Here is a 22,083-nt window from a genome sequence, read left to right on the forward strand (position 1 = left end):
TCCCTGACCGGCGTTCTCCCTGCTCAGGCCGGGTGGGACCAGATAGGTGGTCGGAGCCTTGCACCTCAGTATCGGTCTTGTGGCCGCGAAGGTCATGTGCGCTGCGGCATTCTGCCCGGCCGCGCACCGCCCGAACCGGCCCCGGCGGGGCGCGTCGTGGCGCGCGACCGGCGCGCTCACCGCGCGTCACCTCCCCCCGGCCGGGGCAGCTCGACCACGACGAACGCCTGCCGGAGCGCGGCCCCCGCGTCCGGTTCCGAGGGGGCCCCGGGGGGCGGTGCGTTGCCCTCGGAACGGGTGGTGACCTCGATGTCCGCCAGGAGCGTGACACCCTCCCCGTCGGCCTGGAGCCGCGCCAGATGGACCGCGAGCGCCGAGCGGAACACCTCCGCCACCCCGTCCGCGCGCGCCTGCCCCCGCCGCAGCGCCTCTCCGAAGTGGGGGAGACCGCCGCGCATCCCGTGGGCGTGGCCGACGACCACCACCCGGGGCGGCGGAAAACCCGCACGTGTGTTCGCCACCGCGGCCCAGGCCACCTCGGCGGCCAGCCGGTGCACCGTCTCCCGCTGCGCTCCCGCCAGCTCCACCGAGCCGTCCGCGAACTCGACCCCGCCGATGGTGAGGCGTTCACTGCGGTACGACGAGGAGGGCGCCGGGGTGGGTGCCGGTGCCGGTGCCGATACCGGTTCCGCGGCCGGGTGGTGCGGCCGTGCCGGGGGCCGCTGCGGTTGTTCCGCTGGCCGGTGCTCCGTCCGGGGGGCCCGGGGCGCCCGGGGTGCCGCCTCGGCCGAGGAGGAGGCCGAGGGGGAGGCGGGGGAGGACGAGGAGGCCGCGTGCGGGGTCGTGGTGGTGCCGGCGGTGGTGTCCTCCGGCCGGTGGTCGTGCACCGCGACCGTCGTCACACGGCCCTGCTCCCGGTCACCGCCCGGCGCGGGGTGCTCGGTGGAGACCGCGACCGGGAAGTCGGCCGCGGTCAGCCGCCGCTGCGCGACACCGTGCTGGTAGTTGATGAGGTACCGGTCGAGCCGGTCCCGCAGCTCCCCGTGCACGGCCTCGGCCCGCTGCCGCGCGGCCTCGGGCAGGACCCCGCCGAGCGTGGGGCGGCGGGCGTTGCCGCGCCCGGTCACGGTGATCCGGGGCAGCGGCAGACCGTTGTGGTGGTTCCACAACCCGGTCCGGGTCGCCAGCTCGGCCACGTAGTTGAGCTTGCGGCCCTCGTCCCTGCTGATCTGCCGGGAGCCCTCGCGGAACCCGATGTCCACCTGCGGGAGCCGGTGGCCGTGCACGATGACGGACGTCAGCGGGTTGGCCTCGGCCGACGGATCATTGGTCAGCAGATCCGCGCTGACCTCGTGCATCGTCTCGCCGGGCCGCTGGGAGAACATCCGGAAGTGCCACAGTTCGCTGCCCTTGGTCAGCTCCGACGCCTGCTTCATCCGCGCCTCGGCCACCTTGACCGCCTTGTCGTACGCGGCGTCGGCGGCCACACCCTCGGGGCTGCCCTCGGCGGTCGCGTCCCGGGCCGCCCGCGCGTCCACCGCCTTGGCGAGCGCGTCCGCGAGGGCCAGATGGCGCTCCAGCCGCTTGACCCGCGCCTCGTCGGCCGCACCCGTGCGCGCGCTGTCGAGCTCGTCGCCGATGGCCTCGTGCAGCTTGTGGAAGCCGTCGGGGGTGGCGTGCCGGAGGTTGCGGGCCACGGCCGACTTCACGATGGCGGCGACATGGGCGCGGCGGGCGAAGTTCTCCAGGGTGATCTGGTGCCTGCCGTCCTCGCTGGCCAGCACCACGGCGGCGAAGTGGTAGCCGAAGTGACTGTGGTCCGGCTCGCCGGGCTTGGCGTAGTTGTGCGCCAGGCTCGGCAGACCGTCCGCGTCGAGGGCGTTGATCGAGTGCACGAGGTACGCCTCGCCGACCTTCGCCCAGGCGTGCTCGTTGATGCCGATCTCGCGTGCCGCGGCCGACAGGTTGTCGCGGCGCGGATTGTCCAGCGGGTCGTAACTGAGCGCGCTGCCATAGGACTTGCCCGGGGTGGGGCCGTCGCTCTCGGCGATGAACCGGTCGTCCCGGCCCACCTGCCGGGCCGCCCACGAGGGGTCCAGCGCCGCGGGCCGCTGACCGTCGGCCACCAGGGTGAGGGACTCGGCGAGGTGGTGGATGCCGGTGACCTCGGTACGGCCCAGCGCGTTGATCGGCGCCTTGGCGAGGCCGGTGCCGTCCGGGCCCCGGAAGACCACGTGCGAGGCGGCGACATTGCCGGAGACCATCTGGGCGAAGTCCCGGCAGATCTCCTCCTCCGACTTCCCCGACCGGGTCAGGAACTGCGGGGTGACGCGCACCAGTTCGCGATGTCCGCCCTGGCCGTCGCCGATGCGCAGCTTGACCTCGTCGCCCTTCAGCCGCACCAGGCTGCCCGCGAGGGCCAGCCGGTGGTTGGCCGACTCGATCGCCTTCGGGGACGCGAACACCTGCTGCCCGTAACCGCCCTGACGGTGTGCCAGGGAGAGGTCCGCCGACACGTGGAGCGGCGGATGCTCGCTCACCAGGGTCTGGTGACGCCCCTGGGTGGGCACGATCAGCCGCGGTACGTCACCGGAGCCGCTCCGGTCGTACCTGAAGCCGGTCTGCTCCATGCTGGTCGGCTGTGCGAACAGCGTCGTGCCGGGCTCGGCGCCGGTCACCTCGTAGTCGCTGGTCGTCAGCGGGCGGGCGCGCAGCCGGTCCAGCAGGTTCGCCGGGGTCAGGGGCGAGGTGTCGCCGCCCGGGTGCGGGGCCAGCTTGGCCGCGTAGTCGGGGCCGCCCGGATCGTGCTCCGGGGAGGAGGGATCGAACAGGTCGTCGAACAGGTCCAGCGGCCCGCGCGCCCCGCCCAGATGCAGTGACCAGGCGCCGTCGCCGCCGCTCAGGTCGAGGCGTTCGGTGCCGGTGCGCCAGTCGAGCGTGGGGCGCACCTCGGCGCCGGTCGACCACACCGCCGCATGGGACCGGTCCGCCACCAGCTGGGCGAGGCCGTGGTCCTGCGCGTGCGAGACCAGCAGCAGGATGTCCTGGTCGGGGCCGCGCAGCGGGTCGCGGGCGACGAGTTCGGCGAACTCCGCCGGGCCGGACACCCGGATCGTCCGGCCGTCCACCTGCAAGAACAGGCCGTCCCCCGGTGTGCCCAGGGCGGTGACCACGTACGGTTCCCGCCAGGGCGCCTCGTGCTCGGTGGACTCCCCGCCCGGGCCGGACACCGTGTAGCTCGTCAGGTCCGGCGGCACCGCCCGCGTCCCCGTCCAGTCGCGGCCCGTGGCCTGTCCGGAGGAGTCGACCAGCGCGGTGTGGTGGTCGAGCGCGCCGTGCTCGGTGGCCAGGAAGTGCGCGGCGAGCGCGGCGGCGTCCCGTGTCGACTCCGGCCCGGCGTGCGCGGTGAGGGCCAGCAGATACCGGTAGTCGTCCGCGCTCGGCGCCTCGTCCAGATGGAGCACCTGTCCGGCCAGCAGCTCCAGATGCGGCCGGTGTTCCGCGTCCGGCGCCGGGTGCGCCAGATCCATCGACTGAAGGGTGAGCAGGGCGTCGTGGGCGCGGTCGTACGACTCCTGGTCGAGCGTCTCGCCGTACAGGCCGTCCAGCCACTCGTACTCGTGCCGGCGTTCCGCCGTGTACTCCTGGAGGATGTCCGACCAGTCCTCCTCCTCTTCGCGGTGCTCCTGGGAGTTCTCGGACTGCGGCATGCGCGGGTCCTGGGCGGTGTGCTCCTTCTCGGCGGAGTCGTGCCGGGGGTCGGTCACCGGGTCGACCCAGACGTGTCGCCTGGTCACGGGCTCGGCGTCGGTACGGGCCTGCTGCCAGCGCGGGTCCCGCTCCGACGGCATGGTGTGCGACTGCTCGCCGCCGCTGTGGACGACGGACTCGGGTACGTCGCCGACGAGCGCCCCGAGCAGCTGGAGATGGCGGCCGCGCAGCCCGCCCTGGGCGAGGCCGTGCGGCGCGGGCCGGTGGAAGTCGCCGAGCAGGCTGCCCGCCACCTGCGCCCGGCCGGGGCCCTCGTCGTCCTCGCGGTACTCGTCGCGCAGTCCGAGCTGGTGACCCAACTCGTGTGCGTAGGCGACGGGTTCGGCGTCCGGCCACCAGGTGCGCTGGTCCATCGGACGGTCGTGGCCCGCGAGGTCGACCACCAAGTGCGGGTCGGAGCCCACGGGTACGCGCTCCACCGTCACATGCAGCAGGCTGCCGTCGGGGAGGCGGTGGCCGGGGCGGTTGTAGAACTCCTCGGCACCCTGGTGGAGCCGCTGCCAGGCGGTGTCCGGGTCATGGCCCGAGCCGTCCCGGAACGCGACCCGCACGGTCAGATCGGTGACCTTGGTGTCGCCGACGCGGAACGCGCGGGCGTCGAAGGCGGACCGGACCACGAAGCGGGGGGCGTGATCGAGGGGGCGACGGGGGGCGGTGACCGGGGGCGCGGTGGCGGCGTTGTGGGTGGTCGTGGCGGTGGTGTGGTGGGTGGTCGTGGCGGCGGGGGCCTTCGGGGTCTTCGGCGCGGCCTCGTCGGACATCGGCGGCTTGGCCTTCGGCGGCACGGTGGTGGTGCCCTGGTCGGCCGGGTGCGTCGGGGTGCGGCTCGCGTCGTAGTGGTTACGGCCGTTGTAGTACACGTCCACCGTGCGGTCGCCGCCCTCCGGCCCCACCGTGCGCAGATGGGCCGTGCCGGCGCCGGTCGACTGGAACGTGCGCAGCTGGACGCCGAGGGTGTGGGCGACGAGCCCGGGGAACATCTCGCCCTCGTCGGTGTTCCACGCGTCGTTGCCCGGCACCCAGTTCCGCACGGCCCGGATCAGCGCCCGGTGTTCGGCCGGGGTGAGCGGCTGGTGCAGCGCGGTGTCCACGACGGCGCCGGCCAGGCGGTCGTGGCTGTCGACGTAGTCCAGGCTCAGCGGGCCGGAACGGGTGGTGAGGTACGCGAACTGGGCGCGCGGGGCGAGGGCGCTGTCGCGCAGCTTCCACCGGCCCTGCTCGTCCGTGGTCTCGGGCACCTCGGCGGCCGCTCGGTCGGCCGCGTCCTGCGCGGAGAGCTGGTGCGGGGGGCCCGTCAACTCCTGGGCGCGCGTGTCGACATACAGGGTGCGCAGGGCCTGCGGGCTGAGCCAGTCGTGCGAGACGACGTGGTCCACACCGGCGTCGTGCAGCCGCTGCCGCAACTGCTCGAAGCTCTCCGTCCGGAGCGTCTGCCGCAGCTGGTTCTCCTGGGTGCGGCGGTACAACTCCGTGACGTCGAACGGGAGATCCTGCGGACGGGAGTTCTGGACCCGGTCCAGCACCATCTGGTGCAGATCGCGGGCGGCCCGGCCCAGCGGGCTGTCCGCGCCGACGCGGCCGCGCTGGGTGCGGATCTGGTGCACGACGGCCCCGTGCCGGGCGCGCGCATGGCCGGTCGTACCGCCGTGCAGGGCGCTCGGCCAGTGCTCGGGCGGGGTGCTCGCGAGCACGGAGTAGAGCAGGCAGCGGCCGTCCCCGGGAACGGGGACACGGGGCTGGGGCGGGGCCTCGGTGGTGTGGTCCTCGGCGGGCTTGTGCTGTTCGAGGGGCGGTTGGTTCTCGGCGGGTTTGGTGGTCTCGTGGGAGTCGGCGGGCTTGGTGGTCTCGTGCGAGTCGGCGGGCTTGGTCGTCTCGTGCGACTCGGCCGGTTTGTGTGTGTCGGCGGGGTCGTGCGTGTCGACGGGCTTCTGGGTCTCGGCCGGCTTGTGCGTCGTGTCCTGCTGCTCGGTCTCCCCGGGCGCCTTCACGGGCTTCGTGTCCGTGGTCGTGGTCGCGTCCTTGACGGGCGTGGTGTCCGTGGTCGTGACCGTGTCCTTGACGGGCGTGGTCTCCGTGGACGCGACCGTGTCCTTGGACGGCGTGGCGTCCTTGGACGCGGTGGTGTCCGTGGAGGTGGAGCTGGACGTGGACGTCGCCGTGGTCGTACTCGTACTCGCGTCCTCGGTCTTCTTCGCCGTCCAGTAGTAGACGTGCCCGTCCGTATGCGCCGTGTTCCCGTACGTGCCGTTCTCGTCGTACTTCTGCGTGCTCAGCCGCACCGGCTGGCGCATCAGCACCTGGGCGCCCTTGACCGTGGCCTTGCCCGGCTCGGTGGCCGTCTTGCCGTGCGGCAGCACCGGAGGCGCGAGGGTGCGGGCCGGGACGCCGGGGGCGCGCGTCACCGGGGAGTCGCTCTCGAAGGTCTGGTCGCGGTCCAGCTTCAGGGCGTTGGTGGGCATCGGGACCACGACGCTCGGGTTCTTGGTGGTCACGGGCACGGCCAGCGGCGTCAGGTTCGCGGTGAGGCCGTTGCTCGCGGTCGTGGCCGACTCGTGCTCGGTGGACACGGTGATCTCGTCGCTGCCGTCGTCCCGGGTGGAGATCTCCACCGCGTCCCCGGTCGGCTCCATACGGACCTCGACACCGGTTCTGCCGTCGCTGCCGAGCGGCACCGTGCGGTAGCCGTGCGCGGGGTCCTTCAGCTGATGGAAGACCGTGGGCAGGGTGCCCGAGCCCAGCGCCCGGCGCAGTGAGAACTGCTGTTCCAGCGGCAGGCGTTGCTCGCTCACCAGGGGATGGGAGGCGTCGAGCCGGGGATCGGCGACGAAGGAGCCGAGCAGCTTGGTCGCCGCCTCGGGCGTCATGGCCCCGGCCCAGTGGCCGACCGTGCTCGCGGCGGAGCCCAGGCCCCAGGAGAGGGCCGCGCCGGTCTTGCCGAGTACGCCGTCGCCCCAGGGCCGGGGCGTGGTGAGCACCGTCTGCGCCTGGTCGTACAGCCCGGTGTGGTGGTCGAAGCCCACCAGGTCGTGGGCCGAGTCCAGCGACGCCTGCCAGCGGTCCCGGTCCGCCTTGGGCACGACGGGCCGCATCTCGACGGTGCCGCCGCCGTCCAGGACCTGCTGCTGCGCCTTCGGCGGCTGCTGCTTCTGCTGATCCTGCTGGTGAGTGGCCGCCTGTTCGGCGGTCTCCGTCAGGGACTTGGGCACGTCGACGTGCACCCGCCAGGTCGGCTCCACGGGGCGCGGCTTGGCGAGGTTGACGAAGCGCCCGTACTCGGTGCGCCGGGTCACCGTGACCTCGAAGCGCATACGGTTGCCGAACCGCACCGTGTCGCCGAACTTCGACGTCTTGTGCTCGACCTTGGTGGTGACCCCGCTCTCGGCGCTCTTGCTCCGGGTGCCCTCGGCACCTCCGGACGGCGCCCACGCCACGTTGCCGAGACCTGACTTGCTCTCCTCTGCCTTGACGGCGGCGGCGTCCTCGCCGGGCTTGGGCTTGACCACCGGGGCGTAGGAGATACGGAAGTTGCCGTCGGCGCCCAGCGACCAGTTGTGCCCCGCACTGCCCTTGACGGTCTCGCTGAGACCGACCTTGCGGGTGGTGTCCCCGGTGGAGTGGTCGCCCTCGTCGGCCCACTCGTCCCGAGGGACGCCCCGCACCAGGACCTCGGTGATCACGCGCTGGGTGCGGGACTCCTGCACGTGGTAGTCGAGGATGCCCCGGCCCACCAGGTCCTCGTAGTTGGCCGACAGGTTCTCCGGCGAGAAGGTGTCGGCGAACGGCAGCGCGCTCTCGGGCACGTCGGACACCTGCTCGAGGCCGCGGATCTGCCGGTCGATCTCGCCGAGGATCTCGTCGGAGCGGGGGATCTCGGCGGTGGCGCCGCCCAGCAACCCCTGGGCGAGCAGCGGGGCTTGGCGGGTCCCGGTGGTGTCCGGTGCCTTCGAGGTGTCCGCGCCGAGCCGTCGCACGTCGTCGTCGGAGAGCAGCACCAGCACCCGGTGACCGCTGTGCTGCGGGTCCCCCAGGGTGATCTTCCCCTTGGCGTCGGTGACCCGGCCCTGCACGGTGACGTCCGCGTCGGCCTCGTACAGATGCCAGGTGCCCTTGTACGCGGCCTTGCGCGAGGTCGTCATCTTCTGCTTGATGTTCTCGCCGCTGTTCTGCCCGGCGCCGCCCTTGCCCTTGACGCCGCCGCGCACCTGGAGGGAGGCGTCGGGGCTGTCCTTGGACGGGAAGCGGGCGGCGTCGAAGCCCAGGCCGGCCTTGAACGCCCGGGTGTTCTTGTCGGCGACCGCCGTGGACACGCTGGACTTGGTCTCGATCTCCAGCTTGCCCTCGCCGGGCAGCGTCTCGCGGAAGCGGAGATTGCTCAGCTCGGTACGGGTCGACAGCCCGACGGTGTCGCGGTTGCGGCCCGAACCGACCTGCTCGTCACCGCTGTTGGCCCAGCCGCCGTGCGAGGCGGAGACCAGGGACCGCAGATGGTCCTCGTCGGTGAGCCCGTCCAGGGCGTCCTTCAGCTCGGGCACCCGGGCGTGCGCCGCCGCCGCGCTCTTCTTCTGGAAGGCGCTGGTCAGCGACTGCCGCGCGGTGTCCCGGAAGGCGTCGGACGCGGTGACATGGCGGATCGCGTGGCGCTGCGGCAGCACCTCCACCTTGGGGATGGAGGCCGGCGGCGGGCTGTCGTTCCCCTCCTGCGGGCGCGCGACCTCGACCGTGAGGTGGCCGCCGGGCTTGACCTGCTTGATGTGCTGAAGGTGCGGGGACGGCGCGATCGTGGACAGGTGCGTGGTCGGCTGCTTCGGGTCCTCCACGCCGATCATGACGTGGTACGTCACCGGATGGCCGTAGGTGTCGGTGTCCGCCTCCAGGGAGAACTGCCGTTTCACCTCGGTCTCGGTGCCCATGGTGAGCCCGTGCGAGGGGTTGTGGGCGGTGATGTCCAGGCTGCCGATGGTGAAGCCCCGGGTGACGTCCGGGTGATCGAGTGAACTGCGCACGTTTCCGGCGAGGTTGACGACGTGCTTGGCGCTGCGGGTGACGGACTTGTCGGCCCCGGTGGTCCGGGCGTGCGCGGCCTTCGTGGTCGACTTCCCGGAGCCCAGATGGTCGCCCTTGCCGGGCTCGGCCTTGATGAGGACCTCGTGCGTGGTGCCCGAACGCCCTGGCAGATGGGGGCTCTTGAGGGTGATCCGGTAGGTGCCGTCCAGCAGCTTGGCGCCGTCGCCGCGCAGCCGGGACGGCGCGAGCTGCTGCCGCAGCGAGCGCAGGTTCTCCCATGCCTCGGGCGTGACCCGGGGATGGTCCACGGGGTGGTTCCCGGCGGCGGTGCCGGGGCGCACCGCTTCCGGGGGCGGCAGCACACCGGGATGGTCCCGGTGCATCTCCCGCACGATGTGGTCCTCCAGCTCCGTCGAGCCGGGGACGTCGAGGATCGTGGTGCGCGGGGCGGCGACCGGGTCGGTGAGCCGGGCGGGCTCCAGCTGTGCGTGGTCACCGGTGGTGACCGGCGGCAGCTCGTGCGGGACGGCGCGCAGCACCTCGCCGTTCTGCGGATCGATGGTGAGGACGACGTCGCCGGGGGCGGGCGCCGGCTGCTTCACGGACGGCGGCGGGCTGTGGTCGCCGATCTTCGTGGTGCTGGTGGAGTGCAGGCCGTCGAGCCCCGGTCCGAAGTGGTGCCGGATGAGCTGGACGCGCAGCCGCACCTGGGTGGCGACCAGGTCGGCCTTGCCCTTCTGCTCCCGGCTGGCCTCGCTGCCGATGGTGTTCTTGCCCTTGACGCCGTGGGCGAGGTTGCCGGAGCCGGTGTAGCCGGCCGTGCCGGTCAGCCAGGTGGACTCCTTGCTGCCGTCCGTGGCCTTCCACACCTCGCCGGTGGCGCCGCCGCTGAGCCCCAGCGACCAGGAGCTGTTCTCGGTACGGCTCTGCCCGTGCTCGCCACTCGACTTCGAACCCAGCGTCGCCTTGTCGTCCACGGTGTGCAGGGCCCGGGAGTCGTCCGGTTCCACCGTCAGCAGCAGGTGGGCCTTGCCGCCGTCGCTCAGTGTCAGCGGCTTCGACAGCAGACCGGCGCCCGAGGCGTGCTCGAACTCGTTGATGACGTTGGAGGGTTGGAAGAAGTCCTCGATGTCCTGGTGCGCGGTGCCGTCGGGGCGTGCCTCGCGCGGCAGCGCCTCGTAGACGGCGTCGCGGGCCGTGTCGAGGCCGGTGACGGACACCGGATGCCCGGAGGCGGGCCGCTCGGCGTGGTTCCTGGCCCGGTCGGACTCCCAGCCCTGCCAGGCCCGCGGCCGGTCCTTGTCCAGCTCCTGCGGCCGGGGCACATCGGCACGGACCTGCCCCTTGATCTCGCCGTCCGCGCCGGGGGCGGCGAGCCGGGTGCCCTGGTGGTCCGTGACCTTCACCCGGTAGGTGAAGTCGGAGGTGTAGCTGTCCGTCTTGCCGGTGAAGGCGAACTGGTTCGCCGTCTGCGCGGAGGACTTGACCGTGGTCTCGCGCCCGTGTGTGGCGCCGCCCAGCTTGCCGGACGGCGTGATGAGAGCGGAGAGCTGGGGGTTGACGGGCCGTACGATGGTCGGCCCGAATTCGAGGCCCGCCTCGGAGGACGTCATCTCCGTCTTGCGCGGGGCGTTCTCGTGCGTCGACTCCACGGGCACGTCGAAGCCGTCCCCGTCGTTGTCCTTCGCCGCGTCCTTCGTCCGGTCCAGCTGCCAGGCGGAGGCGCTCGCCTTCACCTCGACCTCGTACGGCTTGCCGTCCACATGGACGGTGAAGCGCCAGCCGCCGTTGACCATCTGCCCGTGCTGCTTGCGGAAGTTGGCCGGGTCGAGGGCCGCGTCCAGGCGCTGGGCGACGGAGGTGTCCCCGGAGTGGCCGCCGAGCAGGGTCTCGACGCGGGTGCGCACGGCGTCCGGACCCGGGTCCTCGGTGATCTTCTTCCCGGCGAGCCCCTGGATGTGCCGCCCGTCCAGGACGGCGTCCGGCTCCTTCTCCCGCGGCTTCGGCGTCTCCTGCGGCTTCTCCTCCTCCTGGGATTTCGGCTGTTCCTGCGGCTTCGGCTGTTCGCCGTCCTTCAGTTGTTCCTGATCCTTCGGCTCTTCCTCGGTCTTCAGCTGTTCCTGGTCCTTCGGTTGCTCGTGCTCCTTCGGGTGTTCCTGCGGCTTTTCCGTCCAGGTGAGTTCGGCGTTCTCGTGTCCGGGCCGGAAGCGGAGCAGCGGCTCGCCGTCCGGACCGTGATGGGCGTCGACGATCTTGTCGAAGACGGACTTGCTGAAGGGGGAGGGCGGGTCCCAGAACATATGGGCGCCGTGCATCACGGCGATGTCCTTGGCCTGCATCTCCTTGATCAGCGCCTCGTGCTCCTTTGGCGGGATACGGGTGCCGCCCGGGGTGGAGATGTCGAACAGGTCGTGGTCCCCGGTGATGGGCCGCCGCACACCGTCCTCACCGACGCCGTGCACCACGCCGTCGACCACGACGAACTTGTTCTTCTTCGCCAACAGCTCCATTTTCGCGTTCAGTTCGCGGTATTCGGTGGAGCGCTGGTTGTAGCGGGACAGGACCTTGTCCCAGTCCTTCCCGGGGACGGTGGCCTGGTCGGGCAACTTGGGTTTGAAATAGCCGACGAGTCCGATGTTCCTGGGGTCCGCGCCGAGGTGGGTGTCCGCCTCGCTGATCGTCTTCGCCTTGATGTCCTGCGGTTTGGCCATGGCTCCGGCGTCGAGCCACTTCGGCGCGGTGGAGTTGGTGGGGCGGACGTCGATGACGAGGTTCTTCTCGCGGGCGATCTGCCGGAACCCCTTGAAGTTCTTCTCCGGAATGCCGTAAGTGTGCCGCGCCGTGTACGAGTTGACCTCATCGTCCTTGAGCGGCTTGGTCCAGGTGAGCTCGGCGTGCTTGTTCTCCGGCCGGAAACGCAGCAGCGGTTCGCCGTCGGGACCCTGGTGCGAATCCACGATCTTGTCGAAGACGGTCTTGCTGAAGGGGGAGGGCGGGTCCCAGAACATATGGGCGCCGTGCATCACGGCGATGTCCTTGGCCTGCATCTCCTTGATGAGTTCGTCGTGCTGGGGATGCGGGACGCGGGTGCCGCCCGGGGTGGAGATGTCGAACAGGTCGTGGTCGCCGGTGATGGGCCGCTGCCGGCCCTCGCTGTCGATGCCGTAGACCACGCCGTCCTTGACGGCGAACTTGTGCTCCGCCTCGTACACCGCCATCTTGGCGTTCAGTTCGCGGTATTCGGTGGAGCGCTGGTTGTAGCGGGACAGCACCTTGTCCCAGTCCCCGTCGGGAACGGTGGCCCGGTCGGGGGTCCGGGGCTTGAAGTACCCGACGAGTCCGATGGTCTTCGGGTCCGCGCCGAGGTGGACGTCGGCCTCGTTGATGGTCTTCGCCTTGATGGCCTGGGGCTTGGCCATGGCTCCGGCGTCGAGCCACTTCGGTGCGGTCGGGTTGGTGGGGCGGACGTCGATGACGAGGTTCTTCTCGCGGGCGATCTGCCGGAACCCCTTGAAGTTCTTCTCCGGCATGCCGTACGTCTCCCGCGCGGCGTGCGCGTCGACCTCGCCCGGCTTGGGCTCGGGCTGCCGGGTCGGGTCGGACACCGGGTCCACCCAGGCGTGCTGCCGGGGCACCGCCGGTGCCTCGGCCCGCGCCTGCCGCCAGGCGGAGCCGTCCCCGGTGTCCTCGTGCCGGGGGTGGTGGCCCCCGCCCCGCTGGGCGAGCAGGTCGTCATGGCCCGTCGTCAGGGCGCCCAGGAGCTGGATGTGGCGGTCGCGCAGCCCGCCGTGCGGAAGCTCGTCGTGCTCCGGGGCCCGGTGGACGTCGCCGGGCAGGCTGCCGGGGATGTGCGGGCGCTGCGGCGCGGTCTCGTCGGCGTACTCGTCGCGCAGCCCCAGCTGGTGGGAGATCTCGTGCGCGTACTCGACCGGCCGGGCCCCCGGCGCCCAGTTGCGCTGGTCCATGTCGTGGCCCGCGCCCACCAGGTCGACGGTCAGATGCGGCTTGTCGTCCGGGCCGACGCGCTCCAGGGTGACATGCAGGCGGTCGCCGTTGGGGAGCGTGTACCGGGGATCGTTGAAGTACCGCCGCACGCCCTCCTGCGCCCGGCCCCAGGTGTCGTCGGCGTCATGCGCGCCCGAACCGTCCTCCCGCAGCGCCACGCGTACGGTGAGATCGGTGTACGACGTCTCGCCGACCGTGAACCTCCGCTGGTCGAAGCCGGACCGCACCACATAGCGCGGGGTGCGGTCGAGCCGCATCCGGGGCGGCGGGCCCGAGGGACCGCTGGTGCCGGCCGGCCGGCGCAGATCGTCGAGGCCCTCGGCGCTGGGGACGGGCTGCCGGGAGGGGTGGTCCGGGTCCTCCTGCGACGGCTCCTTCCGCGCCTGGAGCTGCTGGTCCCCCTGCTGCTGGTGACGGGGCTGCCCGTGAGGCTGCTGATGGGGCTGTTGAGCGGGGTGCTGCGGTCCGGGGGCGGGTGTCGTCCGGTGATCTGCGGAACTGGTGGAGCCGGTGCTCGGAGTGTGATCCGCGGGGGCCTTGAGGGCGTCGTCGCCGGCCGGCCCGGGTGTGGTGTCCTCGGTGGTGTTCGGGTGCTCGTCGGCCTTGGTGGTGATGCGGTCGAGGTGGCCGGGGGACTCCGGGGTGACGGCCGGCCGGGTCAGCTCCTGCCGGAGCCCGCTGGTGCGTTCGTCGTACGTCAGGTGGGAGGACAACCCCGTGCGGATGTCCTCGATCCGGCGGAAGGTGTCCTCGGGCGCGCCCTCGCGTATGCCGAGCAGCTGCTCGGTGTGCTGCTCCCGCGCCTGCTCAAGGCGGTCGCCGAGTTCGCGTATCCGGTCCTGGCGATCCGACTCGCGCCGGTGCAGGTGCTGGTCGAGCTTGTCGAGAGCCGCCCGGGCCTCCTGCTCGGTCCCCGCCTCCTGGGCGCGGCGGCGCAGCTCTGCTGCGCGGGGATCGTCCTCTCCGTCGTGCAGGGCTTCGAGACGCTCGCGCAGTTCGCGCTCGGAGGGGCGGTCGGGGGTGTCCGACTTCAGCCGGTCCAGGCGCTGTTGGAGCCGCTGGTCCGTGCGGTACTCGTGGAGGTCGCGCAGGGCCCGGTCGGCGTCCTGCGGGGTGGCCGCCTGGTCGACCCGCTCGCGCAGCTCGCGTTCGTGCTCGTCCGCGCCGTCGTTGAGGGCGTCCAGACGGCGGCGCAGGTCGGCCTCGCTGCCCGGCGTCGGAGGCCGGTCGGGCGTCGGCTCGTCCGACTTCAGGTGATCGAGGCGCTGTTGGAGCCGCTGGTCCTCGCGATGCTGCTCCAGATCGTGCAGGGCCTGGTTCGCCTCGTCCGGGGTGCGGGCGTTGTCGAGGCGCTCGTACAGCGCGGTGGTCTCGGGGTCCGAGGTGGACCGCAACTGGACCAGCCGGTCGTGCAGTTCCGCGTCCTGGCGCGTCGAGTCCAGCTGTGCGCGCAGCCGGTCGGCGGTGGGCTGGTCGGTGGTCAGGGCGAGGCGCTGCCGCAGGTCCTCCACGTCCTGGTGGAAGGGGCGCGGGGTGTCGTTCCCGGTCAGCGACCCGGCGGGGACATGGTTCTCGACGTACGACGAGTACTCGTTGAGCCTGCTGTCCAGCAGCTCGGGGTCTCCGGAGCGGTGGGCCTGCTCGACCGCGTCGACCCTGCTCTGCCACTCCTGCCGGGAGCCGGTGAAGTCGGTCAGCCGGTCGAAGCCGCCCTGCGCGTGCGCGTGGAACGCGTCGTAGCGCTGCTGGACGGCGCGCGTCTCGACATGGGTCCGGAAATCCGACAGGTGCTCCCCGGCGCGCTGCCAGTCGCCGGACGCGGCGGCCTGCTCCACGGCACGGGTGTACGCCGACCGGTCCGCCTCGGACATCCCGGCGGACCGCGCGGCCCGGTCCAGGTCCGACACGCGCTGCCGTATGCCGGCGTCGGGGGCGACGGGCCGGTTCGTCGGGGGCGTCGGTGCCTGGTGGAGCGGGTTCGGGTCGTGGGTGGGCACGGCGATGGAGTCCAGCTGGTGCAGCTGCTCGGTGACATGCGTGTCGGGGGCCGTGGACTCGGTGTCCACGTGCGGGGTCGCACCGGGCTCGTGCCCAGGGACGTCCGGGAAGGCGGGCGTGTGCTCGGTCGTCGGGGACTGGTGCGGCGCGGCGCTCGTGGGGGACGGGTGCGGCGCGGCGGTGGACGGCGACTGGTTCTGCCCGACGGTGGTCGGGGTCGGGTGCTGGCCGCCGGGCGTGGGGGCCCCGTTCTGTCCGCCGGTCGCCGGGGCCTGGTTCTGGCCGGTGGGCGCCTGGGCGCGGGGTGCCCGGGGGGCGACCTCGTCCTGGCCGTGGTCCGTCGTGGGGGAGCGGTGGGACGTGGTGGTGCCGGTGGGGGTGATGGAGGTGGTGGGGCCGGTGGACCGGGTGGTGCCGGTGGGGTTGGTGGAGGTGGTGGGGCCGGTGGACCGGGTGGTGCCGGTGGGGTTGGTGGAGGTGGTGGAGCTGGTCGACCGGGTGGTCTCGGCGGGCCGGTTGGCTCCTGCGGACAGGTCGGTCTCGGTCGACCGGTCGGTCTCGGTCGACCGGTTGGTCCCGGTGGTCAGGTGGGTCTCGGTGGGCCGGTTGGTCCCGGTGGTCAGGTGGGTCTCGGTGGACCGGTCGGACCCGGTGGTCCGGGTGGACCCGGTGGATTCCGTGGCGACGTGCGGTGCCGTGGTCGTCTTCCGGGTGGCGCCGGTGACCGGGCCCTCGGACTCGGTGACCGTGGTGTGCGGGGCGGTGTGTGCCTTGCTGTCGCCGACGTGGCCGGTCTCGTCGCCGGTACGCGTGCCGCCCGTGTTCAGCGACTTGACGGAACCGGTGCCGCTCCCGGTGCCCGTGCCCTTCTCGCCCAGCCCCGAACCCGCCCCCTTGGTGTCGAAGCCTTCCGCGCCGGACAGATGCGGCCCGTCGGTGTCGAGGGAGAGCTTCGGGAGGTGCAGGTCGGGCTCGGACGGGAGGTGGATGTCGGGCGTGTGGACCTCGGTGTGCTCGCCCCCGCCGAACCTCCGCCTGCCCCCGCCACCGCCCATCGCGCCGATGATGCCCGAGGTCAGCGCGGAACCCATGTCGTTCTCGCCGCCGAAGATCTCCGACATCACCTCGGTGGTGACGATGCTGGACGCGCCGCCGATGATGCCCTTGCCGATCAGCGAGGACGCGAACTTCGGCGCGAAGGCCGAGCCCGCCCCGGAGAAGAGCCCGCCGATCGCACCGCCGATCGCGCCGCCCTCCAGGGCCTGGAGCGTCGCGGCGGTGTCCCACTTGGTGCGGTCGCCCTTGAGGAACTGGATCCCCTGGATCACCGCGTCCATGCCCACCATGAACCCGACACCGGTGGCGATCGAGATCAGCAGCCGCTTCAGCAGCATCTTGACGATCAGCCGCACCCCGGTGACCAGGGCCGGGATCGCCTCCGGCGCCCAGAAGGCGAGTTCGGCGATCTCGACCGCCAGCCACACCAGCTGAGCGATGATCATGTACTTGGCGTACTCGACCTGCAACCCCGTGTTCCGGCCCAGCTCGCCCAACTGCCCGGCCGCGTCGGCCATGTCGGGGATGTTGGACTTCAACTGCTGGGTGAAGGCGGTGAACTCGTCGGCGACCTGACCGCCGACGCTGTGCAGCACACCGCTGGTCGCCGGGTCGATCTCCCGGCTGATGGCGGTCAGTTGGCGCGCGGCGTCGTCCCACGCCGCACCCAGGCTGCGCAGTTTGTCCTCGTCACCCTTGGGCCAGTCCTGTCCGACGGCCAGCTTGGCGACCCAGCCCAGTTCCGGGGGCAGTTCGATGCTCATGACTTGGTGTTCTTCACCCGTGTCTCGGTGGGCTGGACCTCGGTGGTGTGCAACCGCCGGGTCGCCTCGACGTTCTGGTCCTCCATGCGTTCGAGATTGACGGCCATGGTGCGGATGCCGTCGTGCATGCTGTCGACCAGATGGCCCATCTGCCCGGTGCTGTCGATGATCTGCTTGTGGGGCGTGGCGTACTGCTCGTAGAACTGCTTCCCGGTGGCGTCGTCGCCCCAGCAGTCGCCCAGCTCGGACAGGCGCCCCTCCAGGCCCTTGCCGATGTCCCGGAACCGCGCCGCCAGCTGCTGCACGTACGGCAACTGGTTGCGCAGCCCGTCGGTGTCGACGTAGAACTCGCCGTCAGCCATGCGTTCCTCCCTGGATACGGTGGTCGTCGTGGGGTGCGGTGCCCGGCGTCATCGGCCGTCACCGCGTCGTACGTCCGGCCGTCCCTCGGCGATGTACTCGCGCACCTGGTCGGGCATGGCCGGTTCCTCCGCGAGCAGTTCGGTGGCGTCGACCCTGCCCTCGATCAGGTCGGTGAGCCGCACCCCGGCCGGCAGCCCGTGCGAGCCGACCTCCGCGACGGCCTCCAGCGCGTTGACGCGGGCCTGGCGGATGGTGGACAGCAGTGCCTCGGAGAGTTCCTTCGGCGCCATCCGGTGGTAGGCGCCGGTGGGGAACTCGATCGCGGTGACCTCGCCCTGCGCGTTCACGGTCGCCTTGACGGTCTGCCGGGGCGCGGTCGCCGTACCGGTCACCTCGTTGATCCGGCGCCGCGTCTCGACGGCCTCCGTGCGCTGCTTGCGGTACAGCGCCAGCAGGTCCTCTATCTCCTGGTCGTAGGGGCTGCTCATCCGAGTCTCCTTGCGTCGTGCGAGGGTGCGGTGGCGGGGCGGCGCCGGGTGCCGGGCGGGCGCGGGGCGCCGAGCGGCTGCGGGGTGCCCGGGGCCGTCACAGCACCGCCCCCGAGCCGTCGGAGGCCGCCGTGCCCCAGGTGTCGCCCTCCTGGACCAGCAGGTCCGCGATGCCCCGGGACGGCTGCGCGAGTTCCTCCTCGGCCTCCGACTCGTCCAACGCTGGCTCCTGCGGGGGGAGTTCGGCGGTGAGTTCGGAGGGGTCGCCGGCGAACGAGCGCAGCCGGACGGCCGGGATGACCATCTCGCCGGGGCCGGCCGCGCCGGACCGGTTGGGGCGCCAGGTGGAGAGCCGGGGCCCGTCCGCCTCCCCGGCCGTGGCACCGGCCTCGCCGGACCAGGTGGCGGCGTCCTCCGTCGCGTAGCCGGGCGCGAGGACCTCCTCCTCGTCCTCGGTCGGCACGGACCACAGCAGCGGTACGAGCGCGGCTCCCGCGCTGTCCCATGCCGCCGTGTCCTCCGCCTCGCCGCCGGCGGCGGGCGCCAACGCCACGTGATCGTCGGGGAGTTCGGGACCGCCGGGAGCACCGGGATCGCCGGGCACATCCGGTACGTCCGGCTGGTCCGCGTCGAGCGGCCGCGCGGTGCCGTCGCCGCCCACCGGAAGCACGACCGGCGCCGCCGCGTCGTCCTCCTGCCGGCGCCGGTGCCGTTCGGCGGACTCCTCCGCGGAGCCCGCCGTACCGGCACCGAGGGCGGTCCCGGCCACTACGGCGGCGGTCGCGCCCGCCGCCGCGCCGAGCAGGGTGACGGGCAACGCGCCCTCGCCGACGCCCTCGTGAGCCGCCACGACCGGACGCTCGCCGTCGGCCTCCGCCTCCGGCGTCCAGGCGTGCGTGTCGGGGGTCAGCAGCCCGGAGGCGTCCGACCGCTCGTCCCGCGCCCCACCGGAGGGGGCGCCCGCGCCGGGCATCATGCCGGGCATCGCGGGCGCGGCCTCGCCCGCCACGCCGGCACCCGCCTCCTCTGCCTCGCCCGCCCAGGCGGCCTCGGTCTCCCCGCTCTGCGCACGGGCCGCCACAGGGGCCGCCACCGGCGGCGCGACGGGCAGCCCGTCCGAGCCGATCATCATGCCCTCGGTGGAGTCCGGCAGCGCGAGACCCTCGCCGCCCGCTCCGGCACCCCCGACGATCTCCTCGGGCACCCCGGGCTCACCGGTCCACGGCTCGCCCTCGGGCTCCAGCAGCCCCGAGGCGTCGCTCGGATCGGCCGTGCCCTGCGCGGCCGGGCCGCCCGCGCCCATGCCCGGCATCATGGGCATGCCGTTCATACCCAGGCCCGTACCGCCCCCGGCCTCCTCGGCCGCGAGCCCGCCGGGCAGCGCCTCCGCCTCCTCGTCCAGCGGCAGCCCGAGCCCCTCGCCGCCCGCGTCGGCGCCCCTGCCGCCGATCTCCTCGCCCACCTCGGGGTCGCCGACCCAGGGCTCGGCCTCGCTGTCGAGCAGTCCGCTGGCGTCGCTGGGGTCGACGGCGCCGCTGTTCGGCATGCCGCTGCCGCCCATGCCGGGCATCATCGGCATGCCCCCGGTGCCGGCACCGGTGAGGCCCTCGTCGGTGGAGAGGCCGCCGGGGTAGTGCGCGGCCTCCGCCTCGTCCACCGGCAGCCCGAGGCCGTCGCCGCCCGCGTCGGCGCCCCTGCCGCCGATCTCGTCGGCCACGCTCGGGTCGCCGCTCCAGGGCTCGGCCTCGCTGTCGAGCAGTCCGCTGGCGTCGCTGGGGTCGACGGCGCCGCTGTTCGGCATGCCGCTGCCGCCCATGCCGGGCATCATCGGCATGCCGCCCGTGCCGAGCCCCTGTTCGGCCTTCGACAGGCCGTCGAGGGACGGCGACTCCAGCGCGTCGTTGAGGAACGACGGCGATGAGAGCCCCTCCGGCAGCCCGGACTCCGTGCCGAGGGCGCCCGGGAACTTCTCGGGGGCGACATCGCCGAGCCCTTCCCCCGCGTTCAGACCGCCGGTGCCGCCGACACCCGTGTCACCGGGGAAGTCCTCGGGCAGCGCGTCGTTGCCCGACCAACTGGACGGATCCTCGGCGAGCTTGTCGGACAGCGCGGGGAACTTTCCGGTGCCGGTGCCGGTGTCGAGCCCGCCCGGGAAGGCGGTGGGCGTCAGCGTCGGAAGACCGTCGTCCAGGCCGGGGCCGCCCGGGAACGCGGACGGGTTGAGCGCCTTGTCCAGCGCGTTCGGATCGAGGGTGTCGTTGCCGAAGGCGTCGTCCGGCAGCCCGTCCAGACCGGGCCCGTCGCCGCCCACGTCCGTGCCGCCGGAGAACGGCGAGGGTGTGGCGAGCGCGCTCATCGGATTCACGCCGGGCAGGTCCGGGTTCGGCAGGCCCGAGGTGTCGGGAGCCGAGAACGCCTGCGGATCCGGCGCGTTCACGTCGGGCAGGTTCGGGTCGGTCAGATTGGGGTCGGAGACGTCCGGGACGTCGTCCGGCACATCCGGGCTGTCCGTGGGGCTGGTCACCGGCGGCGGGGTGTGCACCGAGTCGATGGTGACCTGGTACTCGCCCGCCAGGCTCTTGAGGACCGCCCGCATGTCGCTGGTCATCATCTCGACCAGCTGCGGCTTCTCGTGGATCGGGATCAGGCCGTTGCTCATCGGCTTGACGCCCATCTTCACGGCCTGGTCGGCGTACCAGGCGTCGATGTCGGCGATCTTGACCTGGGCGTTGTACAGATTGACCGAGTTGTCGGCGAGCTGCTGCGGCACCGAGTTGCCCGCCTCGCCGCCGGAGAGCACGTCCGCGGTCGCCTTCACCTGGCGGGAGAAGGTGTTGATCATGTCGCAGAAGGCGTCCGCGGCGGCGCCCTTCCACGGGCCGTTCTCCCCGGCCAGTGCGTTCGCCTGGTCGGCGAGGCTCTTGGCGATCCCGGCGAGCACCACCTGGGCGTCCAGGAAGTGGCCCGCCGCGTCCATCAGGGACTGGGGGTCGGAGATCCCCTTGGCACGCTCCTGGTTGGCATCGGAGCCGGTTCCGGCGGACATGCCATTGATGGCCGCCATGATCTGCTTCCAGTCCCACGAGTTGTAGTCGTCGATCGACCCCGGATCGTTCCCGGGATCGGCGAAGATGCCGTCACCGCTGTCGCTGAACCCGCCGGTGTTGTAGTCCGGGCTGCCCATCTTTGCCCCAGTCTCCCGCTTGCGCCCCTGTCAGGGTCCCCGCCGCCCCCGGTCACCGTCGTACGGTGCCGGGGGCGGCCAGGACCACCCGTCAACTTGCTCCGCCGCCGGACCCGCCGGCGTCGGTCACCAGGCTGGTGAAGTCACTGGTCGTGCTCTGCATGGCGTTCTGCAGATCAGTGGCCTTCATCCGCCCGGCGTCTTCCAGAGTGGTGTAGTGCTGCGCCAACTGCTTGACGCCGTCGCGCAGATCACCGAGGCCCTGGGCCAGGTCCTGGAACACCTTGATGTACGACTCCTTGAGCCCGGAGTCGGCGTTCGGACCGTTGACCTTCGTCCGGATCTGGTTCGCGTGATAGAACGCGCCCGGCTCGGTCTGCACCTTTCCCAGCTCGGTCGCGGCGTCCCGCGTGGGCTGGATCAGCTTGTCGATGTTGTCGGCGAACAACAGCATCGACGGGGTGTCCACGCTGGTACCGCTGCCCGGGTCACCCGAACCGCCCGGTACGTTGGGCGGGTTGAAGGTGGTGGCCGCGGTCACGGTGCCGTGCCCGGAATCGAGCGTCGTCCCGCCGTCGTAGTGCTGCGGGTCCGGAGTCGGCGTCGACGTGGTCGTGTCCGGGATCGGCAAGGGCTGGTCGGCCATCGGTCACCCCCAGAGACGAACGCCCTGGCGCTCGCCACTGGAGTAGTACTCGTTGATCTCACCGAGCATCTGCGTGGCGGAGGCGGCCTTCTGGGTCATGTCCGCGGCGGCGGCGTCCCACTGCGCCTTGACCTGCTGGTAGGTCTGCTGGGCGTCGCTGGTCCACTCGCTGAGGTGCATCTTCGCCGCGTTGTCCAGCTCGGTGAGAGTCTGGTTGATGCGCTGCGTGATGGAGTTCATCTCGCCGACGATGTAGTCGACCTGCTCCATCTGGACGGTGTACGTGGTCATCTGCTGTCCGGCTCCTTGGGAACGGATGCGAGTACGAAGGGGTGTGCCGGTCGGGGACCGGTCAGGAGGGGAAGCCCGGCAGACCGACGCTGCCCGAGCCCATCTGCTGCGCGACCTGTTGCGCCTGCTGCTGGGTGTTCTCGTGGGTGTTGGCGTAGACATGGGTGTTCTGCGCCAGCTTCTCCAGCATGGTGCGCAGCGACTGGTTGACCTTGTCGAAGTCGGTCAGCCAGTCCTGCATGGCCGTGTGGTAGATGTTCGCGGCCTCGCCGCTCCAGCTCGCCCGCAGGCCCTCGATCTGGCCGTCCATCTGCGCGTACGAGCCGGTGGTCTCGTCCAGGGCGGTCTGGAAGCTGCCCTGGGCGGCGGTCATTCCCTGTAGTTCGACTGACGTCAGTGCCATCGTGTGGTCCTCTCTCGAACTGCGGCGCCGGCTGTGGCTGTTGACAGCGATGTCACACCCGTGGGGGGTGTGCGCCGACGCCGGATGGTGGGGGGTTCACCCGCCGTCCG

Annotated in this window: 7 protein-coding genes; all 7 read right to left on the bottom strand. The window is 72.1% G+C overall.

The window, feature by feature from the left end:
* Positions 1-176 precede the first annotated feature (176 nt).
* The 7 genes from GHR20_RS32240 to GHR20_RS32270 all read right to left on the bottom strand — a co-directional run bounded on the left by GHR20_RS32240 (position 177) and on the right by GHR20_RS32270 (position 21,973).
* The gene (locus tag GHR20_RS32240) at positions 177-16,598 is read right to left on the bottom strand and encodes a hypothetical protein (protein WP_153815175.1); all 16,422 of its coding nucleotides are present in this window, start codon (positions 16,596-16,598) and stop codon (positions 177-179) included.
* Positions 16,595-16,960 (bottom strand): hypothetical protein, encoded by a 366-nt coding sequence (locus GHR20_RS32245; protein ID WP_153815176.1) that lies wholly within the window; start codon positions 16,958-16,960, stop codon positions 16,595-16,597. Before GHR20_RS32245 ends, GHR20_RS32240 begins: the two co-directional genes overlap by 4 nt.
* Positions 16,961-17,008: 48 nt before the next feature.
* Entirely contained in the window at positions 17,009-17,449 is a 441-nt protein-coding gene (locus GHR20_RS32250; protein WP_153815177.1) for a YbaB/EbfC family nucleoid-associated protein, read from the bottom strand.
* Positions 17,450-17,546: 97 nt separating this feature from the next.
* Complete coding sequence (locus GHR20_RS32255) at positions 17,547-20,633, bottom strand: WXG100 family type VII secretion target (protein WP_153815178.1); 3,087 nt, start codon at positions 20,631-20,633, stop codon at positions 17,547-17,549.
* Positions 20,634-20,724: 91 nt separating this feature from the next.
* Complete coding sequence (locus tag GHR20_RS32260) at positions 20,725-21,279, bottom strand: hypothetical protein (RefSeq protein ID WP_111583520.1); 555 nt, start codon at positions 21,277-21,279, stop codon at positions 20,725-20,727.
* A 3-nt stretch (positions 21,280-21,282) separates the two neighbouring features.
* The gene (locus tag GHR20_RS32265) at positions 21,283-21,570 is read right to left on the bottom strand and encodes a WXG100 family type VII secretion target (RefSeq protein WP_037655754.1); all 288 of its coding nucleotides are present in this window, start codon (positions 21,568-21,570) and stop codon (positions 21,283-21,285) included.
* Between the two features lie 61 nt (positions 21,571-21,631).
* A complete protein-coding gene (locus tag GHR20_RS32270) occupies positions 21,632-21,973 on the bottom strand; it encodes a WXG100 family type VII secretion target (RefSeq protein WP_111583519.1) in 342 nt (113 codons plus the stop codon).
* Between the last annotated feature and the right edge of the window lie 110 nt (positions 21,974-22,083).

Source organism: Streptomyces sp. SUK 48, assembly GCF_009650765.1.
GTDB lineage: Bacteria > Actinomycetota > Actinomycetes > Streptomycetales > Streptomycetaceae > Streptomyces.